The 19,788-nt window shown below is 43.8% G+C and carries 15 protein-coding genes; 8 read left to right on the top strand and 7 right to left on the bottom strand.

What is annotated here, in order from left to right:
* Positions 1-86: 86 nt before the first annotated feature.
* From OSCIL6407_RS0105185 to OSCIL6407_RS0105170, 4 genes are all read left to right on the top strand, one after another.
* Positions 87-1,127, top strand: coding sequence for a permease (locus OSCIL6407_RS0105185; protein ID WP_007356803.1), 1,041 nt, complete (start codon positions 87-89; stop codon positions 1,125-1,127).
* Positions 1,128-1,171: 44 nt separating this feature from the next.
* On the top strand, positions 1,172-1,984 hold the full coding sequence (locus OSCIL6407_RS0105180; RefSeq protein WP_007356804.1) for a TIGR03943 family putative permease subunit: 813 nt from the start codon (positions 1,172-1,174) through the stop codon (positions 1,982-1,984).
* A gap of 254 nt (positions 1,985-2,238) precedes the next feature.
* Entirely contained in the window at positions 2,239-3,819 is a 1,581-nt protein-coding gene (locus OSCIL6407_RS0105175) for a hypothetical protein (protein WP_007356805.1), read from the top strand.
* 118 nt (positions 3,820-3,937) lie between these two features.
* Positions 3,938-4,819 (top strand): ABC transporter permease, encoded by an 882-nt coding sequence (locus OSCIL6407_RS0105170; RefSeq protein WP_007356806.1) that lies wholly within the window; start codon positions 3,938-3,940, stop codon positions 4,817-4,819.
* Between the two features lie 173 nt (positions 4,820-4,992).
* On the opposite strand, the gene OSCIL6407_RS0105165 is transcribed toward OSCIL6407_RS0105170, so the two are convergent.
* Together OSCIL6407_RS0105165 and OSCIL6407_RS0105160 are read right to left on the bottom strand one after the other, a co-directional pair.
* Positions 4,993-7,887, bottom strand: a complete 2,895-nt coding sequence (locus tag OSCIL6407_RS0105165) for a GUN4 domain-containing protein (RefSeq protein ID WP_007356807.1) — start codon at positions 7,885-7,887, stop codon at positions 4,993-4,995.
* A 10-nt stretch (positions 7,888-7,897) separates the two neighbouring features.
* Positions 7,898-8,221 (bottom strand): hypothetical protein, encoded by a 324-nt coding sequence (locus OSCIL6407_RS0105160; protein ID WP_007356808.1) that lies wholly within the window; start codon positions 8,219-8,221, stop codon positions 7,898-7,900.
* Between the two features lie 54 nt (positions 8,222-8,275).
* On the opposite strand from OSCIL6407_RS0105160, the gene OSCIL6407_RS0105155 reads away from it, so the two are divergent.
* Positions 8,276-11,326 (top strand): O-linked N-acetylglucosamine transferase family protein, encoded by a 3,051-nt coding sequence (locus OSCIL6407_RS0105155; protein ID WP_007356809.1) that lies wholly within the window; start codon positions 8,276-8,278, stop codon positions 11,324-11,326.
* Positions 11,327-11,437: 111 nt separating this feature from the next.
* Positions 11,438-11,602, top strand: coding sequence for a hypothetical protein (locus tag OSCIL6407_RS35220; protein WP_155523378.1), 165 nt, complete (start codon positions 11,438-11,440; stop codon positions 11,600-11,602).
* A 175-nt stretch (positions 11,603-11,777) separates the two neighbouring features.
* Here the strand turns inward: OSCIL6407_RS35220 and OSCIL6407_RS36140 are convergent, their stop codons facing one another.
* Positions 11,778-11,951: a hypothetical protein gene (locus OSCIL6407_RS36140; protein WP_007356810.1), complete on the bottom strand. Its 174-nt coding sequence runs from the start codon at positions 11,949-11,951 to the stop codon at positions 11,778-11,780.
* 352 nt (positions 11,952-12,303) lie between these two features.
* On the opposite strand from OSCIL6407_RS36140, the gene rpoD reads away from it, so the two are divergent.
* On the top strand, positions 12,304-13,479 hold the full coding sequence (rpoD, locus tag OSCIL6407_RS0105145) for an RNA polymerase sigma factor RpoD (protein WP_007356811.1): 1,176 nt from the start codon (positions 12,304-12,306) through the stop codon (positions 13,477-13,479).
* A gap of 144 nt (positions 13,480-13,623) precedes the next feature.
* Here rpoD and OSCIL6407_RS30330 read toward each other — a convergent pair whose 3' ends face one another.
* From OSCIL6407_RS30330 to OSCIL6407_RS0105125, 4 genes are all read right to left on the bottom strand, one after another.
* A complete protein-coding gene (locus OSCIL6407_RS30330) occupies positions 13,624-13,776 on the bottom strand; it encodes a hypothetical protein (protein WP_007356812.1) in 153 nt (50 codons plus the stop codon).
* A 436-nt stretch (positions 13,777-14,212) separates the two neighbouring features.
* Positions 14,213-15,592 (bottom strand): ABC transporter ATP-binding protein, encoded by a 1,380-nt coding sequence (locus OSCIL6407_RS0105135; RefSeq protein ID WP_019486996.1) that lies wholly within the window; start codon positions 15,590-15,592, stop codon positions 14,213-14,215.
* A gap of 37 nt (positions 15,593-15,629) precedes the next feature.
* Entirely contained in the window at positions 15,630-16,094 is a 465-nt protein-coding gene (locus tag OSCIL6407_RS0105130; protein ID WP_007353266.1) for a hypothetical protein, read from the bottom strand.
* Between the two features lie 183 nt (positions 16,095-16,277).
* The gene (locus OSCIL6407_RS0105125) at positions 16,278-18,884 is read right to left on the bottom strand and encodes a DNA gyrase/topoisomerase IV subunit A (RefSeq protein WP_019486995.1); all 2,607 of its coding nucleotides are present in this window, start codon (positions 18,882-18,884) and stop codon (positions 16,278-16,280) included.
* A gap of 445 nt (positions 18,885-19,329) precedes the next feature.
* Between OSCIL6407_RS0105125 and OSCIL6407_RS0105120 the strand changes: the two genes are divergently transcribed.
* The gene (locus OSCIL6407_RS0105120) at positions 19,330-19,728 is read left to right on the top strand and encodes a response regulator (protein WP_007353268.1); all 399 of its coding nucleotides are present in this window, start codon (positions 19,330-19,332) and stop codon (positions 19,726-19,728) included.
* Positions 19,729-19,788 lie beyond the last annotated feature (60 nt).

The following is a 19,788-nucleotide window of genomic DNA, read 5'->3' as shown; positions in this document are numbered from 1 at the left end:
TTAACCTCACCTTAACTTCGCCCTTTACTTGCTATGATTCAAAAAGTGTTTGCCCATCGAGGCCGCAATTTCTAGATAGGTGAGAGATGCAATCCACGCTGACAAATCAGTTAAACAGTGCTTTCACCCTTTTTCTCAGCTTGTTAGTAGAGGCCATGCCTTTTCTACTACTGGGAGTATTATTCTCAGGTTTGCTCCTGTGGTTCATTGACGAGCGCAAACTTCTATCATACATCCCCCGCCACCCACTGTTAGGCGCTCTCGTCGGCAGTTTAATTGGCTTTTTGTTTCCTGTTTGCGAATGTGGGAATGTACCAGTAGCGCGGCGATTGTTGATGCAGGGAGTCCCCACCCCAGTCGCGATCGGGTTTTTATTGGCCGCTCCTACGATCAATCCTATTGTCATTTGGGCCACTTGGACAGCATTTCGCGATCAGCCGGAGATAGTAGTGCTGCGGGTAGTCTTTTCCTTGACAATAGCCACAACTATCGGTTGGGTATTTAGCGTACAGCCAGATTTTCGACCCATGCTGCAACCCGCGATCGCCCGCGCTTTACCCAAACTAGAACCTCATCCATCCGCAAAAGAGCTAGTAGAGGCCCAAACTTCCCCTTTATTGCGATCGGGGACATTCTTTTTGGGTCAACCCGGAGGGCCCGTGCGCCTAGAATCTGTATTGGAGGAAAAAGCAGCCTCGCCTTTTTTCCGCCGTCCCTCCAAAGAGCGGTTGTATCTACTGCTAGATAGCATGGTACAGGAATTGCGCGAGTTAGGAGGAGTGTTGGTAATTGGTAGCGCGATCGCCGCCGCCATTCAAGTCGCAGCACCCCGCGAACTCATCCTCAGCCTTGGTCAAGGCCCAATCTCCTCCATAGTAGCCATGCTACTATTAGCCACAGTCGTATCAATTTGTTCCACCGTTGATTCCTTTTTTGCGCTATCCTTTGCTTCAACCTTTACCAGTGGATCGCTACTAGCTTTTTTAGTTTTTGGCCCAATGATTGACCTCAAAGGCATTGGCTTAATGTTGTCAATCTTTCAGCCGCGAGCTGTGATTTACTTAATCGTACTAGCCGCTCAATTGACCTTTTTGCTCACCCTTGCTGTTAATTTGCATATTAGTTAACTGTTAACCGTTAACAGTTAACCGTTAACCGTTAACAATTACCAATGACTGCTAGACTCTCACCACCTTCACTATTGCGACGCATTGGCCCCTGGCTAGATGCCTTAGCCATCTTAGCCTGGGGAATCTTGCTGCTGAAATATTGGATTACTGGCAAATTAAACATTCTGATCCATCCTAATTACTTTGGCCTAACTTTAGCAGCAGGAATAGGCTTAATTGTCGTTGGCAGTCTTAAAAGCTACGAACTTTTCCAGATTGAGGAACGCAAAAAGATTTTACGCCAAGTGCCGGGAATTGATTCTGCCAGAATAGAAGAAGTTCAACACATTACTCTATTTCCTCCTGGTTGGGGCAGCATATTACTATTAAGCGTCGCATTGATTGGTTTCATCATCACCCCGCGAACATTTAGCAGCCAAACAGCTTTAGAACGAGGGATTACTGAATCCTTACCAGTCACGCGAATGCAGCCTCAAGAATTTCGCAACGCCGCCAAACCAGAACAAAGATCGCTCATAGAATGGGTAAGACTGTTAAATTTTAATCCCGAACCAGACTCATATACAGGTCAAAAAGTCAAAGTTCAAGGATTCGTAATTCATCCCCCTTCCTTGTCAAAGGAATACATCTGGATTGCCCGTTTTGTGATTACCTGTTGCGCCGCTGATGCCTACCCTATAGGATTGCCAGTTAAACTGCAACCAGGACAAGATCGAGCGGCATTTCCAGCAGATAGCTGGCTAGAGATTGAAGGAGAAATGAGTACAGAAGAATTAGGAGGAAAGCGTAAATTGACGATCTTGGCATCCTCTCTCAAGCCAATTCCAGAACCTAAAAATCCCTATGATTATTAGTTAACAGTTAACTGTTAACTGTTAGTGGTTGGTTGTTAACTGTTAGTTATTGGTCGCAGGCAGATTTCCACTAACTATTACCAATTACAATTATAGGTTTTCAGATCGATAAGGTATACAGAAACCCTGTATTGTCAAGCTTTCCAGGTCAAACTTCGTACCTTACCTTTTTGAGAAAAGCTATTCTTCCCTTCTTCCCTTCTTCCCTTCTTCCCTAGCCCCTAGCCCCTAGCCCCTAGCCCCTAGCCATACAAATGATTGATTTCAAGTCAAAGATCGAAAATTTAAAATGGGTTCAGCCCCTAGATCGCCTTGCCATTGGTATGATGATAGGGCTGAGTCTATTAATAGGAATATTACTGCTTACAGGCGACAGTACAGCAGCACAAGTTAGAGATTTTAGCTGGCAGGGAAAACAAATCGGTGCCGAAGATACGGGCTTTATCCTTACATTTAATCGTCCGATGAATCATCCCAGCGTCGAGGCGAATTTGCGCCTCGATCCGCCTCTTCCCGGCAAATTTAGCTGGGCTGGCCGTCGCATGGCTTACACTTTAATAGAACCTGCCCCTTATGGAACTACCTACAGCTTACAACTACAAGGAGCAACGGACAAATTTCACGCTGAAAACACACAAACAAATCCGTCACCAACGCCACCTAAAAAACGACGAGGATTTATTCAACCCTTCACAGGCTTCTTTCGTAGCCGCGATCGTGCCTTTGTTTACATCGGCGTTAAAGGAGAAGAAGAAGGGAAATTAATGCTGGTTAATCTCACAAGTAACCCGAAACCAATCGCCCTCACTCCTAAAGATTTAGTAGTGATGGATTTTAAACCCTATCCCAACGGCGATCGCATTTTATTTTCTGCTACAGACCGTTCAGCCGCCAGTTTTGGCGGTACTCTTGAACAAGAACTATATACAGTAACTACAGGGATTCATCCGCTTTCACCGGGAACAGAAATCGCCTCACCTGAACCAGTAGGAAGAATAGATAAAGTTTTAGACTCTAAAGAATACCAAAACCTCAAGTTTGACCTGTCTGCCGATGGTAAAATAATAGTAATTCAGCGAGTTAATCGCAGCAATCCGACGGGAGATTATAGCCCTTGGATTTTGGAGGAAGGTCAAAAACCAAAACGTTTAGAAAATCAACAAGGTGGAGATTTTATTATTAGGCCAGACAATAAATCAATGGTAATTTCCCAAAAGCAAGGATTAGCCATCGTCCCCCTGAAACCCGAAGCAGATCCCGTAGAATTTTTACCAAAATTTGAGCAAGTCTTAGGTATGGCCCCAGACAATTCAGCGGCCGCCTATGTGAAGTACAATACTGACTACACGCGATCGCTTTTCCTGTTGACAAACCAAGGCGATGAACAAGAAATTATCCGCATTCCTGGCAGTATTCTCAGCGTCCAATTTGACCCTAGAACTGGCCAAAATGCTCAAGTTAGGCGCTTATATTGTCTATTAGCAGAACGCCTGAAAACTGAAGAGTACAAAGAACAACCTTTCATCGCAGCGATTGACCTGGTACAGGAGAAAGGCCGTTTAGTTGGGACAATCAAACCGCTGCTGATTTTACCGAATCAGAGAGATATTCAAATGAGTTTATCTCCTGACGGCTTGGTTTTAGTATTTGACCAGTCGGTGACGGCGGGAAATTCTACAAAAGCAGATAGTCCCCGCAGTCAAGGCGGAGAAGCGATCGCAACTAGCCGCCTTTGGCTGTTACCATTAGTTGACATACCCTCAGACGGTTCTCAGTCAAAGCTACAACCCGAAGAACTACCTTTTCCCGGATATCATCCCCGCTGGCTACCCTAAATCGCCTGCGTTCTGTTGTGGTTTATAGTTTGAAAACAGACCCTAACCTTTCTCTGGAGACAATGAATTAACCCTGTCATCTCCCCCTCTCCCTCTTCCCTTTAGCTGATACCAACTTATGACGACTACTGGATTCAAACTGCCCAAATTTTTAACTTTTTCAGGAAAATCTACCCTCTCAATGCAAATGATGTGGGTAGGCTTAGTCATTACCCTATTCTTCGTATTGACAGCCATACTATCACCCACTTTCCAAGCTTGGGGATGGCTGCAAAACCCTACAGAATTTCTCGCCAACCCCATCCACGAACCCCCATCGGCTAGTCATTGGTTGGGTACTAGCGGTCAAGGTTACGATGTTTTTTCCCGGACAATTTTTGGTTCCCAAGCTGCTTGGCAAGTAGTGATTTTAGCTACAGCTATGAGTTTAATTATCGGCGTACCGCTGGGATTAGTTAGCGGTTATTTAGGCGGGAAATTAGATAAAACCTTGCTATTTTTAATGGATACGCTTTACACTTTACCTGGTTTATTGCTATCCTTAACTCTAGCCTTTGTGGTAGGTCGAGGTATATTCAATGCGGCGATCGCGCTTAGCATTTCCTACATTCCTCAGTATTATAGAGTAGTCAGGAATCATACTACTAGCGTCAAAAACGAACTATTTATTGAAGCCGCGCAAGCAATGGGTGCAGATACTTGGACGGTACTCTCTCGCTACCTATTTTTGAATGTAATTCAAAGCGTACCAGTTTTGTTTACCCTTAACGCGGCTGATGCGATTTTAACTCTCGGAGGTTTAGGCTTTTTAGGTTTAGGATTACCTGAAGAAACGGCGGAATGGGGGCATGATTTACGCTTGGCATTAGAAGCATTACCTACGGGGATTTGGTGGACGGCTTTTTTCCCTGGTTTGGCTTTGACTTTGATGGTGGTGGGACTTTCTTTGTTGGGGGAAGGATTGAATGAGTTTGTTAATCCTCGCTTGCGGAATCAATAGAAAAAGCAACTCCAGAAAGGTTTAAATTTACAACAGCTTATGTAGTTTACTACTGGAACTCATAACTTAATGACATTCCGTCAGTGCCAGGTATTGAGTTAGGGAAAAGCCGATGTTTTCGTAGAAATTAGTACAAAAATTAAGCTTGACAAATGACCTGAAATTGTTATATCTTACAGGTTAAGTCTTTGCGCGAGAAAAGAGAGCACCTCCCAACGCCTGCTACCCATGCCGCTACCCAACTCCTTCTCCTCCACGGCCACGTCATAAACCCAAACGCCCACTACCCCAAACCCGACCACCCAGAGCGCCGGGAGGTGGCCCAACCATTCTAGGTTATCAAATGTTAGGTTATCATAGCTCAACCATTCTTCTCTCTTCTCTTTCCTCCATCCTACTTTATCACTAAATTTTTCATATATAAAATAATTTGCACGTGGATGTCCGCCCACACTTTCCCAGATTTTCTTTTGAATGCTGAATCCAAAACGTCCTTGACTGTTATCAACCCAAAGCCGATCGATCTGCTTGAGGGTTTCGCTGGGAAAGTTTCTGCATAGCTTCCACCAATCTTTATAGTCTTGCTGCACCATCACTTGATAAAAAATCCAGGCAGTTTCCTCATCAGCTTTTCTCCATTTTTTTTGACTTAAATCATCCTCTAATTGACGGCAAAAATTCTCTGTTGATAATTCATCTTTCAGTTGTCTCAGTTCTGATTCTAAGGCTTTATCTGCTTCTGAATTATCTTGAACTGCCAACATCTCATAGAATCCCTGTCTGAATCGTTCTGGATTTTCTCGATCGGCAAACAATAACCGAAAAATCTCCTGCCACTTTTCCTGACTTTTATTTTGTTGGTTTCCCCATAACTGATGTAATTTTTCATGAGCTTTCTTGTACAAAGAATAAACTTTTGGTGCTTCAGGAAGTCGGATCTGGGGAATTATACGAGGTAAAATTCGAGAGACACGAAAGACTTGGTTTTCTTCTTGAACGTGAGGACTGATTTCCATGAGTCCTAGTTCTTGCGCCCGTTTTAATTGCTGTTGGTAATTAGGAAGAGCAGCACAAACTATTTCTAAAGCTGTCATCGGCACAGGAATTTCATAGATTAGGCAATGGCTAAGAACCCGTTGTAAAGGCTCATCAATAAGCTGATACAGTTCCTCCCAAATAATTTTGTCTTTCCACAGATCGGGACTTTGTTCTAGTTCTGTTAATTTAGCTGCTACATCTGGTTTACCTAAAACTTCATTATTAAGAAATTCCAGTAAACGAGGATTGCCATCGGCGAAACTTAGCGCCCGATCGCGTATATCTTCAGAGAGCTTATCAGGACTAAAATGTTCTAGGCGGTTCAGCTTTTTAGTTAATTCAGCTTTTTCAAAAGGTTTTAAAGCTTGTGGTAAAAAATAATTCAATAAATTAGAATCAAACTCATAGCGACAGGTAATTAAAATCCGATGCCCAGTTCCCGTTTCTTGTATTGCCGAGACTAATGCTGCCAAAATTGTGGCGACTTCAGGCTTAAGGATGTAGTCAGGCTTAAGGATGTATCGATCTTCACGGGGTTCGAGATTCCATTCAAAGTCATCAAGAATCAGGAGAAACGGTTTTTCACCCAGTTCTGCCAATTGATTGAATAAATTAGCGAGTTTAATGTCTAAACTGTCATCGCTAGTGTTTAAATTATTACGAATCTCCCGTAACTCTGGTCTAATTAATTTAGACGATAGCTTTTTTATTAAGTTTGAGGAATCAATTTGTCGCCACCACAGAACTTTTTCATGTTCAGATAGCCGATCCCACAGTCGAGAGGCAATGCTACTTTTTCCCAATCCCCCCATGCCGTGAATTAATACCCCTACTTTGTCATTATCTCCCTTCAGAGTTCGCAAACAGTTCTGTAACTGACGGCGGCGACCGACAAAATCTTCTCTCTTGGCTACTCTTAATCGCTGCTCATCATCCCTAAATTCGCTTGTTGTCGTCGGTTTGGGCAATTGTTTTCGTCCCTTTGTTCTTAAAGGAGTTACTAATGCCTGGGGTAAGATATTGGCCACATATAACCGTAATTTATGCCAATCGCGTGCCTGTTGTTTAATCAGTGTTTGATAGGTAGAAGATAGTGCATCTGTAATCGCTTCCCCCTGAGACAAAAGACAATAAAATTTACTTGCAGCCGCTGTTGCATCGGTATCCCGGACTCTTTCTCCCCATCCTAAAACTGCTGTTCCTCCCATCTTTAATAATTCTTCAGCCATTGAGGGAATTGTCTCATCAGAAGTATAACCTGTCCGGCAACCAGAGAGGAAAATTAAAGGCGGTAAGCGGGATGTCAGTGCTTCATAAATTTCGGGGGTAATGCTATCAACTCGGTTGCCATATTCATCTTCAGTCAAAAAGCAGGGTTTTTCCCCATAATGAGTCGCATGACCTGTTAAATGAAAAACATCAAAATAGCTTCTTTCATATTCCCGAACCACATAACTCAATTCAGTTAAACAACCACTTTCTTCTACTCTCAAGTTCACTGGAGTACGCTGGGTTGTCTCTAAAATTTGCCCTTCCTCAGCTTCATAATCTAATTCGGGTTTAACTCCCAATGGGGAAGTCGCCATAAATAACAGATTAAGAGGACGATTTTGCGGAGAGTTGGCGATCGCGATCGGTTGACCATTAGACACCCACCGCACCGGAATAATTGCAGGTCTTTTCTCTACCAAGAAACAATTACCATCATGCAACAATTCCCAAGGCAACTTTGCCAGTCCTCGATCGGTCGCGATCGCAATTACTAACCCTTCCCGATGGGACTGATTTAAGGCATTAGCTAAAACGCGATCGCTCCGATCTAACCAGTTGTAGAGCGATCTTCCAGTAGTAGCATAATCCACAGGGATACGAGTATAGTAATCTGTTTCTGCTCGCTCGCCTAAATCTTTAATTTCAGCCAGAGGCAATCTGTCTTTGGGTTCTTTGTAATCAGCAGGATTTTCCCAAAAGTAGCGCAAAGAAGCATAATCCTTGCCCTGTTCTCTTAAACTGATGTGAAGGATTTTCATTATTCCTGTGCTAATCGTCGAGAATCTGCTGAATCTGCTCTAATGTAGCATCTTTGAGCAGCAAACGACGATTATTAGAACCAATAATTAGAGCTTTCTCAATTCTTAAGTTTGCCTTTGCCCCTTTAGACTTCTGATATTTCTGATACCATTCATATATCTCTTTAGCAATTGTCACCGTACCACCGGCAATCCCCACAATCGTAGCGATAGTAGCTAGTGTTCCTTCTCGCTCCACTTCATCCACTGTTTCATAACTACCTTGAAGTCCTTCAATTCTCAGCAATTCCTCAGTAGCGCTCACAGCATCTTGACCCTGGATTTCAATTTTCACTGGTGTACCTCTTGATATAATTAACTTGTCGCTCGTCTTCTGTTTCCGCCGGCTATGGATTATCAGCAATTCTTTGCACAACTCTCAAGCTTATACGAAAACTGGGAAAGTCCACAAGCTTACCCCAAATCTCCCCAATTTCAGCAAATAATCAACCAAGTTGAAACCACAACTACAGCCAATGTGATGCAATTACTAAACTTAGCTTTAGAATTTATGCCAACTAATGAAATTTACTGCGAAATTGGCAGTTTCCAAGGCGGAAGTTTAATCGCAGCAATGCTAAACCATCCCGAACATACAGCCTATACTGTCGATAACTTCTTAGAATTCGATCCTTTTGCCGATAACTTTGATAACTTAGCTGAAAATCTATCTAAGTTTAATTTATCAGAACAAGTCCTATTTTGCAATCAGGACTTTGAGGGATTTTTCTCGAACCTCCGAGAAATGCAATCAGCCGACAAAATCGGTGTATATTTTTATGATGCCTCCCAGGATTATCGTTCGCAACTCTTAGCTTTACTTTTAGCTAAACCTTTCCTCGCTGACGAAGCAATCATTATTGTAAATAATAACAACTCGGCGGCGGCGTGTCAAGCTAACTGGGATTTTATCGCCGCTAACCCTCAATGTCAGCTATTACTCGATTTCTCCACCCCTGAATTAATTAACTCTTGGAATGGTTTACAAGTTCTTAGCTGGAATGTTCGTCAAACCGATAATTACGACTGGTCAACTTTTCAGCAAGTCCGCAAGCAAATAGTCATTCAATCAATTTATGAGTTGCAGTCAGATTCAAAAAGAGAACTCGCACAAAATCTCTACAATCAGGGTTTAACACTATATCAAGCTGGCAAATTTACCGCAGCAGAACAGAAATTCAAACAAGCTTTACGCTGGAATCGAAATCAAGTAGAAGTTTGGCATCATCTCGCTATAGTCTATTATATGACAGAGCGTTATCAAGATGCACGAGATATATTGTTCAAGTCTTTAGAAATTGATTCCTCTCAAGCTATCCAATATTATTCATTAGGCTTAGTCTTTGAAAAACTTGGGGATTTTACGCAAGCTGTCTTAGCTTACCAAGAAGCAATCGCACTCAATCCTAACTATGTCGATGCTTACAATAACTTAGGTAATATTTTCTTCAAAGTCGGTCGCCTTAGTCAAGCTGAATCAACTTATCGTCAAGCAATTGCAGTTAATCCAGAACATTATGGTAGTTATTTGAATCTGGCTAATATACTATTAGCACAACAACAAATAGATGCAGCCATATTCGCCTCCGAAAAAGCTCTACAATTAAAATCAGATGATGCGGAAATTATTGCTGCTTTAGAATTTATCCGCCATCTCAAAACTGACAAAAACCAAGCATCGCTTTACTTCGGGAATGATTGCTATCAACGCGGTGAATATCAAGCCGCAATCACTTACTATTACCAATTCTTAGCCAATCAAGCAGGGAATTTAGAATTATACTTTGCCTTGGCTGAATGTCACCAAAAACTCGAACAATATCCAGAGGCTATTCAAATTTACCGTAACGCTATTGACATCTATCCAAAGGTAGCAAATCTTTACCGGAACTTGATTTCAGCTTTGATAGAATCTGGTAACACGAAAGCAGCGATTACTTTGGCAAATCACGCGGCTACCTTATTTCCTGACGATTGGTATTTTAACCCCGGACAGTTGTTAATCCTCCCTGTTATTTACGAAAATTCAGAGGAAGTTACCACTTATAGGAATCAGTTTAGTCAAGGGATACAGCAATTAATTCAACAAACTAATCTTAACACAGAATTAGAGCGGCGAAAAGCCTTAGCATTAATCAGTCAACGCATCAATTTTTTCTTAGCCTATCAAGGTGAAAATGACTTGGAAATTCAGCAACAATACGGTGAATATGCACATCGTGTTATGGCTGCTAATTATCCCCAGTGGGTAAAACCTTTACCCGTTCCTTCTCTTAGTAAAACTGGAAAAATTCGCATCGGTTATATCTCTGGTTGTCTTTGGGGGCACACCGTTGGCAAACTAAGTTTAGGCTGGCTGCGACATCATGATAGTAGTCAATTTGAAATTTATTGCTATCAAATTAATGAAACTCAAGACCAATTTACCCAGGAATTTCGACTATACAGCGATACTTTCCATTATATCCCTGGTAATTTAGAGTTAATCTGCAAACAAATTATTGCTGACGAGTTACATATCCTCGTTTTTATCGAACTCGGTTTGCAAGCACAAATGACTCAGCTTGCAGCCTTACGACTAGCTCCAATTCAGTGTACAACATGGGCACATCCAGTAACTTCAGGACTGCCAACTGTCGATTATTTCCTCTCCAGCGACTTAATGGAACCAGAAAATGCTACAGAACATTATTCAGAGAAATTAATCCGCTTGCCCAATATTGGAATTTCCTACACAAAACCAACTATTCCTATTCTAGAGCAAACTCGCTCTGATTTTAACTTGCCAGAAGAAGCTGTTGTCTATCTTTGTTGCCAAACTCTTTGTAAATACCTCCCTCAACACGATCGCATCTTTGCTGAAATTGCACGGCAAGTTCCCCAAGCTCAATTTGTCTTCATTTCTCGACCGAATGCTGAAATTGGGAAGCTATTTCAAAACCGCCTCCAACAAGCTTTCACTAAGTATGGTTTAAATAGCAAAGACTTCTGCGTGATTTTACCTAGACTAGCTCAGAAAGCTTATTGGAATCTTTATATTTTATCAGATATTTTTCTAGATACATTTAGCTGGTCGGGTGGGCATACAACTTTAGATGCGATCGCCTGCAATTTACCCGTTGTCACCTGTCCGGGAAAATTAATGCGTAGTCGCCATTCTTATGCTATTTTAAAAATGCTAGGCATAACACAAACCATTGCAAAAAATGAAGTAGAATATGTCAAAATTGCCGTCAGGCTAGGAATTGAGGCACAATGGAGGAATAGTATCGCAGAGCAACTGATGCAAAGTCATCATTATCTCTACGATGATAAAAATTGTGTAGCAGCCCTTGAGGCTTTTTATCAGCGTGCAGTACAGGAAGCTCAATTAGCAACTTCCGATATTTCACCTGGTTAAAGCAACATTTTACTAGCAAAACGCTGATTAGCACAAAAACTCCATTCATGCGATCGCGCTGTCCGAACCGTCACCCCGTCCGTGCCTCGAAGCACGAGCAAAGGAAGTAGAATGGGAGTGACTTCCGAAATTCTACTGAGTATAAGTATTAAAATATATACTTATCATCCTCCTCAACTCGTAGTTTTCAGACATGAGCCAAATCTGAGCAACTTTTCACTCTTGGCAATTGCAGTCTATAAACAGCAATTGCGATCGCTGCTATTGCTCAGATGAGAAGGTGACGTTAGAAACTTAACGTGACTTAACATTAGAATCAACCCCAAATTCTTAAATTTGAGCTAACTTAACACTATCAAGCCCCTGTTGCACGATCGAATCCGCAACGCTTCACTTGGGGTAAATTTCGGCATCCAGTTCAGAGTTGCCGACTCGCAACCACAGCAACCAGTTAGATCGAATCGTAAATCGCGTATGAGTCAATCCAGGGAGACAGGGTAAAAATGGGTGTATCAATACTGCCACGCAAAATAGAAATTACAGCTAGCCGGCAACTGTCTGCTAGTGATTCAACTAAATTTCCCGCAGCAGTTCCCGGAAATATTAAACAACCGGCAATGGTCATCCGATTTTGAAAATAGTTCAAGAAAACAGCTTGAACAACATATTATCTCTAAAGCCAATCGCTCCGAAAGCAGACTTTCCACAGCAGCTTTTATTTTCCTACTGGCAAACAGCGTGCATTTTTTGTGAGAAAGGCTACAATCGGAAAGGTCTTGGCAAAATCCGAGAAAAAAACCTCGACGCTTTTACCCAACAATGTTGAGGTGCGAGCGATATATTTTTCTGTAATCATCAAGTAAGCAGAAAAATACCACTAAAATTGAGGGGTGAAACCCTCACCAAACTGTCTAGACACAGACAGACAATGTTCACTACTTATTAATTCTTCGATTCAGGAGCATGAGGAACGCGGCATGATCCAGACTAACAACGTACTCGAAACCAAAATTCAACCTGAGATTGAAACTATCGAGTTACTCGCGAACGCCCGAGGCGTTCTGCCTGAGAGTGAAATAGAACTCTTCATCGACGACGAAGGAGACGATCGCGAAGACTTTTTAGATGCTCAGCCTGAAGAGGACGACGCTAAGTCTGGTAGCAAAGTTGCTAAAGCCCGTCGTCGGGCTCAGGCGAAAAAAAAGCACTATACTGAAGACTCAATTCGCCTTTATCTGCAAGAAATTGGTCGGATTCGACTGCTGAGAGCAGACGAAGAAATTGAACTCGCCCGCAAAATTGCTGACTTGCTTGAATTAGAACGAATTCGAGAGCAACTTTGCGAAGAATTAGAGCGAGATCCCAAAGATAATGAATGGGCTAATGCTGTGGGTATGCCACTGCCCGCTTTTCGCCATCGGCTGCATTTAGGTCGGCGGGCAAAAGATAAAATGGTGCAGTCAAACCTCCGTTTAGTGGTTTCCATTGCCAAGAAATACATGAATAGGGGACTATCTTTCCAAGATTTAATTCAGGAAGGTAGTCTCGGCTTAATTAGGGCCGCTGAGAAATTTGACCACGAAAAGGGTTATAAGTTCTCAACCTATGCAACTTGGTGGATTCGCCAAGCAATTACTAGAGCGATCGCAGATCAATCGCGCACAATTCGCCTGCCCGTTCACCTTTACGAAACCATCTCCCGGATCAAGAAAACGACTAAACTCCTCTCCCAAGAAATGGGCCGCAAACCCACAGAGGAAGAAATCGCTACTCGCATGGAAATGACCATCGAAAAATTGCGATTTATTGCTAAATCTGCACAATTGCCAATTTCCTTAGAAACTCCGATCGGCAAAGAGGAAGATTCACGCTTGGGAGACTTCATCGAATCCGACGGCGAAACTCCTGAAGATCAAGTTTCTAAGAACCTTTTACGCGAAGACTTAGAAAGTGTTTTAGACACTTTAAGCCCTCGCGAACGGGATGTTTTACGACTCAGATATGGGTTAGATGACGGACGGATGAAGACGTTGGAGGAAATTGGTCAAATTTTCAACGTCACTCGCGAACGGATTCGGCAAATCGAAGCCAAAGCATTGCGTAAATTACGTCATCCCAACCGGAATAGTATTCTCAAAGAGTATATCCGGTAATTTTTCCTTCAAGCATCCTCCTATAGAGCGATCGGTATTAGAGCTAGAGATGTTAGCTCTAATACCGATCGCCTAATCAAAAATTTGGGAGTCCCCAAAGGAACTCCCAAACTTCTTGATGTCTAAAATATTGCTAGTTGGAGATTACATCAATCCCCAGAAGTGGAGTACGCCTTGACCAGAAACTAATTCAATAATCACAGCACTAGCGAAGCCAAGCATTGCCAAGCGACCATTCCAATTTTCAGCTCCCTCTGTGAAGCCCCAAGCCCAAATGTTGCGTTTTTCGTCTTGCATGGTGCGAACTCCGTGAATTAACTTTTGTCAACTTATGTAAATTAATGTAACAGGTTTTGGGAAAGATGGCAACTATGGCTAGGGGAAGAGAGGAAGAGGGGCTAGGGGCTAGGGGCTAGGGACTAGGGGAAGAGAGGAAGAGAGGAAGAGAGGAAGAGAGGAAGAGAGGAAGAGAGGAAGAGAGGAAGAGAGGAAGAGGGGCTAGGGACTAGGGGAAGAGAAGAAGAGGGGGGAAGAGGGCAATTTAGGGGAAGAGGGCAATAATCAATTGAAAACCACTGTTAAAAACCACTGTATTTCGATGAACGATAAATATTATTCTCTGATAAGTAAATCCACCTAATTTAACGTAAAATACAGATGACTAAAAAGCCGACTGTATAAGCATTCTTCCTTCTTCCCTCTTCCTTCTTCCTTCTACTTAGCGCCCACTGTACTAATTAGTAAAAATTGCTAAACCAGTGTCGGGGTCAAAGAGATGAATTTTATCAGGTGCGATCGCCAGCCAAAGCTTTTCTCCAAGACTAACCGAACGTTCAGACCCAATTCGTACCTGTAACCGGATTTCCCTAGCCTCCGCTAAACAAACCCATAAATAGGTTTCATGGCCCAAAGCCTCAATAATTTCCACTTCTACCAGCAGATTTTTAGTCGCAGGGGGACTAATACTCAAATGTTCCGGCCGAATCCCCAAAATTAGCGATCGCCCGTCATAACTTTGTAACGGCGGAGTTCCCCTACGCGCCATTGCCCAAATCTCAGGTAAAGTGAAACGAAACTGCGGATGAGAAACCAGCAACGGAGCCGTAAACTGCACGGGTAGAAAATTCATCGGCGGCGAACCAATGAATTGAGCTACAAATAAGTTAGCCGGTTGATTGTAAAGTTCGAGAGGTTTCGCCACCTGTTGAATCTGACCTTGATTCATCACCGCAATGCGATCGCCCATCGTCATCGCCTCAATTTGGTCATGGGTGACATAAATAGTCGTAGTCCCCAATTGTCGCTGTAACTGCACAATCTGCGCCCTAGTTTCCGCCCTCAATTTTGCATCTAAATTAGATAAGGGTTCGTCCATTAAAAATACTTGAGGATTTCGAGCCATTGCTCGGCCCAAAGCCACTCGCTGCTTTTGACCACCTGAAAGTTGCTTTGGCAAACGATGTAAAAGAGACTCAATCTGCAACAGTTGAGCAACAATCCGCACCCGCTCATCCACAGCTTTTTCCTGCTCAGACCAATAGCGCAAACCTTTAGGCAACTTTCGCGTCGCTGCGGTTAACAACTCCTCAAATAAAGGATGAAGAGGTGTAGTTTTCCTTCTCCCAGTCTCCCCCTCTCCCCCGCTCCCCTGCTCCCCTGCTCCTCTGCTCCCCCGCTCCCCTGCTCCCCCGCTCCTCTTCCCCCGCCGCAAGCCAAAAGCCAAATTATCATAAACAGTCAAGTGGGGATAGAGAGCGTAATTTTGAAACACCATAGCGATATCGCGCTCCTTGGGAGGTAAATCGTTAACTAAGCGATCGCCCACCCAAATATTACCGCCAGTTAGAGATTCCAGACCAGCAATTGACCGCAATAGCGTACTTTTTCCACATCCCGAAGGCCCCACCAAAACCATAAATTCGCCATCTTGCACCGACAAATTAATACGGCGCAAAACTGTGTGGCTAGAAGTATGAATATTACTGTCAATTTTACTCGGATAAGATGAGTTTCCCGAATTGAATAATAGGCTTTCATCCTTCATTTTTGTCTCTTCATCCTTGCGAAGAGTCTGAAAGCTTTTGTAAACGTTTTCTATAATAACTTTTGCCATGATGTTTGTAGTAATAACGTTACTATTTGAATTATTATTAGCATATCGGATAGATGATTCTTTCGGATTGAGAACCATCTTCGTTGTCTGTTATAAAAGAATGAAACTCTAATATCGGAACATCATCTTTTCTTTGCAACCTCAAGATTTCCCAAATATTAGGATTATCTTGGAGCTTGATTGTCATGACCATTAACCACTCCGATCCTCCTGTGTCTCTATCTATTATTCGTTCATCAATTTGATTTTTCCCATCATTCCAAAAAGTTGTTTTTATTACCTCAGTAACATTTGCTTCATCATCAACTATTTTCAGTTTAGTATGCGATAACTTTTCTCGCTCGATATCTAAGTATTCAACTGCGTGGTTGTACTCAGAAACGCAATCCCATTCGATTTTTTCATCAGGGTCTAAATCAAAATAGTCTTCGGGTAAAAGCTCAATAACTTCCCATCGGTCAGAACCGATGAGTTGGTATTCTAAAAAAATGTAAACAGACATAAGTTTAGTATTCAGTAGCTTGTAGGGTGGGCGCTCGCCGCTACAAGCCTGTAACTCATAGAAGAAGATGGTTGAGGCGAGCGCCCACCTTACGTTTAATCAGCAATTAGCAATTAGCAATTAGCAATTAGCAATTAGCAATTAGCAATTAGCAATTAGCAATTAGCAACTAACAACCAACAACTAACAACTAACAACTTTGACAATTTTTTCACTAGGATTGAGATTAACGGCGCGATCGCCAGGAGCATCTTTACCCCAGAAAGCAATTTTCTCCACACCCACACGCAACAAACGCCCATTATTAGTTAACAACTTCAACTCCTTTCGAGGAAGCGCCGCCACAATCCCAACGAGAGCATCCTTAGGCTCTGCGAAATGGAATGCTTGAGTGCCAATTTCACCTCGTCCCGTTAGCCTCACAGAACCTACAGGCATCCGTTTTGCCCAACCTAACTCAGAAACCAGTAACAGACTGCCATCAGCAGCCAGAGTAATGCAGCCAACTAACTGTTCCTGTTTTCGCAGTCGCGTAGCTTGAGAACCTTGTGCAGCGCGGCCCATTGGTGGCAATTGCTCATCATTGAGTTCAAAACGCAACAGTCGCCCCCCAGATGTGGCTAAAACTACTTGTTCTCCCGGTTTGCTAAGCATCGCATAGCGCAATTCGTCATCATCTTTTAGTTTAACTGCTGTCACACCACGATTAGTAATATCGCTTAATTCAGAAAGAGGCAACCGCTTAATTTTTCCTTGTTGAGTCAAAGTTACCAAGTCAGTTGCATCAGCATTTTCAGACAGAACAAACATTCCTGCCACAATTTCTGGAAGATTACCTGGAGCGACATCTTTAGTAGCTGAAGGTGAGAGCAAACTAATAATCGGCGTACCGCGATCGCGATTTCCGACTGTCGGAATGTCAGAGATTTTCAGCGGGTAAGCTTTGCCAGTCCGAGTCAAGATCGCTAAATTTTCATTAGTTCTAGCTTGGATAGTGTTGACGCTAAAATCGCTCTCCCCTCCTCGCGACTGAGCAGATTTATCGTGATTTTTACCTCGACTTGACTCCGCCGAAGCCAGCCGTCGCACGTACTGCTTATGCGTAAACTCCAGAACAGTTGCTTCTGAAGGCTCAGTGCTAACCGAGGTGACAGGTAGTTGAGTAGCTTTCTTTTTCCCCTCCCCGCCCCTCTGCTCCCCCGCTCCCCTGCTCCCCCGCCCCTCTGCTCCCCCGCTCAGGAGCTCCCTCGCCCCTCTGCTCCCCTGCTCAGGAGCTCCCCCGCTCCCCTGCTCAACAGTCACTAGCCGAGTGCGGCGAGGATCGCCATACTTGCGTTTAAGCGAGCGCAATTCTTTCTTCAAAGCCTTAAGCAATTCGCGGCGATCGCCTAACAACCTCTGCAACTCCTGAATAGTTGCCATTAACTCATCAAACTCAGCCTGTAAATTTTGCCTCTCCAAGCCAGTTAAACGTCGCATCGGCATAGCCAAAATCGCATCAGCTTGGCTTTCGCTAAAATTCAGCCGACTTTGCAAACCTTGCTTAGCCGTACTACCATCAGGAGCATTTCTGAGAATATCGATCGCCGCATCTAAGTTTCCCAGAACCAAAAGTAACCCTTCGACAATATGACAACGGCGCACAGCCACCTGTAACTCGTGGTTGTAGCGTCTAGTCAGCGTTACTTCCCGAAAATTCAGGAACTCCTGCAACATTTGTCTGAGAGTCAACTGCCGGGGTTGGCCATTAACCAAAGCCAGCAAAATCGCACCGAAATTGCACTGCAAATCAGTCTGATGGTAGAGGCGAGAGAGAACTGTTTGCGGCGAAAACTCGCGTTTAATTTCAATCACCACGCGAATACCTTCGCGATCGCTCTCATCTCGCAAATCGGAAATACCTTCAATTCGGCCCTGATTCACCAATTCCGCTACCTTCTCAATCCAGCCCGCCTTATTCACCTGAAAGGGAAACTCCGTTACCACAATCGCCATCTTGCTGCGAGTCCTGCGAGCGGCTGGAATTTCTTCCATCCGCGTCACACCTCGGACAGCAATACTACCCTTACCTTTCGTATAAGCATCGGTAATTCCTTCGGTACTGATAATCTCCCCACCAGTCGGAAAGTCTGGGCCTGGAATCAACGCCAGCAACTTCTCATCTGACAGATCCGGCGTATCAATCAAAGCAATTAAACCATCCACCACCTCATTCAAATTGTGAGGCGGAATATTCGTCGCCATCCCCACCGCAATCCCAGAACAGCCATTCAGTAGCAAAAACGGCAACTCCGCCGGCAATACCGTCGGTTCCTGCTGCGAGGAGTCAAAATTATCACTAAAGTCAACCGTCGCCTCACCAACCTGAGTTAGCATTGCCTCGTGACAGATTGAGGCCAAACGAGTTTCCGTGTAGCGCATCGCCGCAGGTGGGTCATTATCCACCGAACCAAAATTCCCATGACCCGCCAGCAACGGATATCGACTAGAAAACTCTTGAACCATCCGCACCAAAGCGTCATAAACTGACTGGTCGCCATGAGGGTGATATTTACCCAAAACATCCCCAACCACCCTGGCACACTTACGGTAAGGACGGTCAGGTGTCAGGCCGAGTTCGTGCATAGCGTATAAAATCCGCCTGTGAACCGGTTTCAAGCCATCGCGGACATCTGGTAGAGCACGCCCGACGATAACACTCATGGCGTATTCGAGATACGACTGCTGCATCTCGGTGTGCAGCGCCGTTGAGATTACTTGGCCAGAAAAGAGGTTTAATTGTTTAGCCATGAGTCCTTGTGTCCGTTAATTCCTGAGTGTAAAACAGCTCTCAACAGCAAGCTGCTGAAACCGCCCCGGTGGAAAACTGATATAGCTGGGGCTAGGGGCTAGGGGAAGAAGGGAATAGAATCAAGGTTTCAGCAACTTATAATGTCCTAACCACCTTGGCGGTTGCTATATATGCTCTGATTACACGATATTAGACCGCGAGTTCTCTGAGTTCGTTGCTCTTAGCGCAGCCTCCGCTAAAATTTTTAGAGCGTCAAGAGCATTTTTCCCTAGTCGGTTGCTCTATCGAACTCGGTAATAGCAGTTTTACATAAGATTGCTTTAGCCTGATAAGGAATTGATCAGACTAGGGCGAAGTAGAAAGTAAACAGCAAAAACCTTACAGAAATAACTGTACAGAGGTTTGCATAAGATTTATAGAGCAGCAAGTAGCAAGGAAAAAGTTATGAAAACCGTTCTGATTGTAGAGGACGATTTGGTTAATGCTCGCGTTTTCTCCAAGATTTTGACTAAGCGAGGTGGTCTTGCCGTAAAGCACACCGAAAATGTGGAAGAGGTGATGCAAATTGCGATTGATGGGGAAGCTGACCTAATTTTGATGGATGTGTCTCTGTCTCGGAGCGTTTACCAGGGTAAGGCTGTTGACGGCATTAAGATTACTCAAATGCTGAAGGCAAACCCCCAAACTGCTAAACTACCGATTATTTTGGTGACAGCTCACGCGATGGCTGGCGATCGCGAAACCTTTCTCAATCAAAGTGGTGCTGACGGTTACATTTCCAAACCTGTCGTCGATCATCAAGATTTCGTCGCTCAAATCAAGGCCTTGCTTCCCCAGGAGTAATAGCGAGGGAGCGGAGGAGCGGGGGGGCAGAGGGGCAGAGGGGCAGGGGAGCAGGGGGGC

This window comes from Kamptonema formosum PCC 6407 (assembly GCF_000332155.1).
Classification (GTDB): domain Bacteria; phylum Cyanobacteriota; class Cyanobacteriia; order Cyanobacteriales; family Microcoleaceae; genus Kamptonema; species Kamptonema formosum.
Note: the sequence above shows the minus strand (reverse complement) of the source record. Positions and strands in the feature narration are given on the sequence as shown.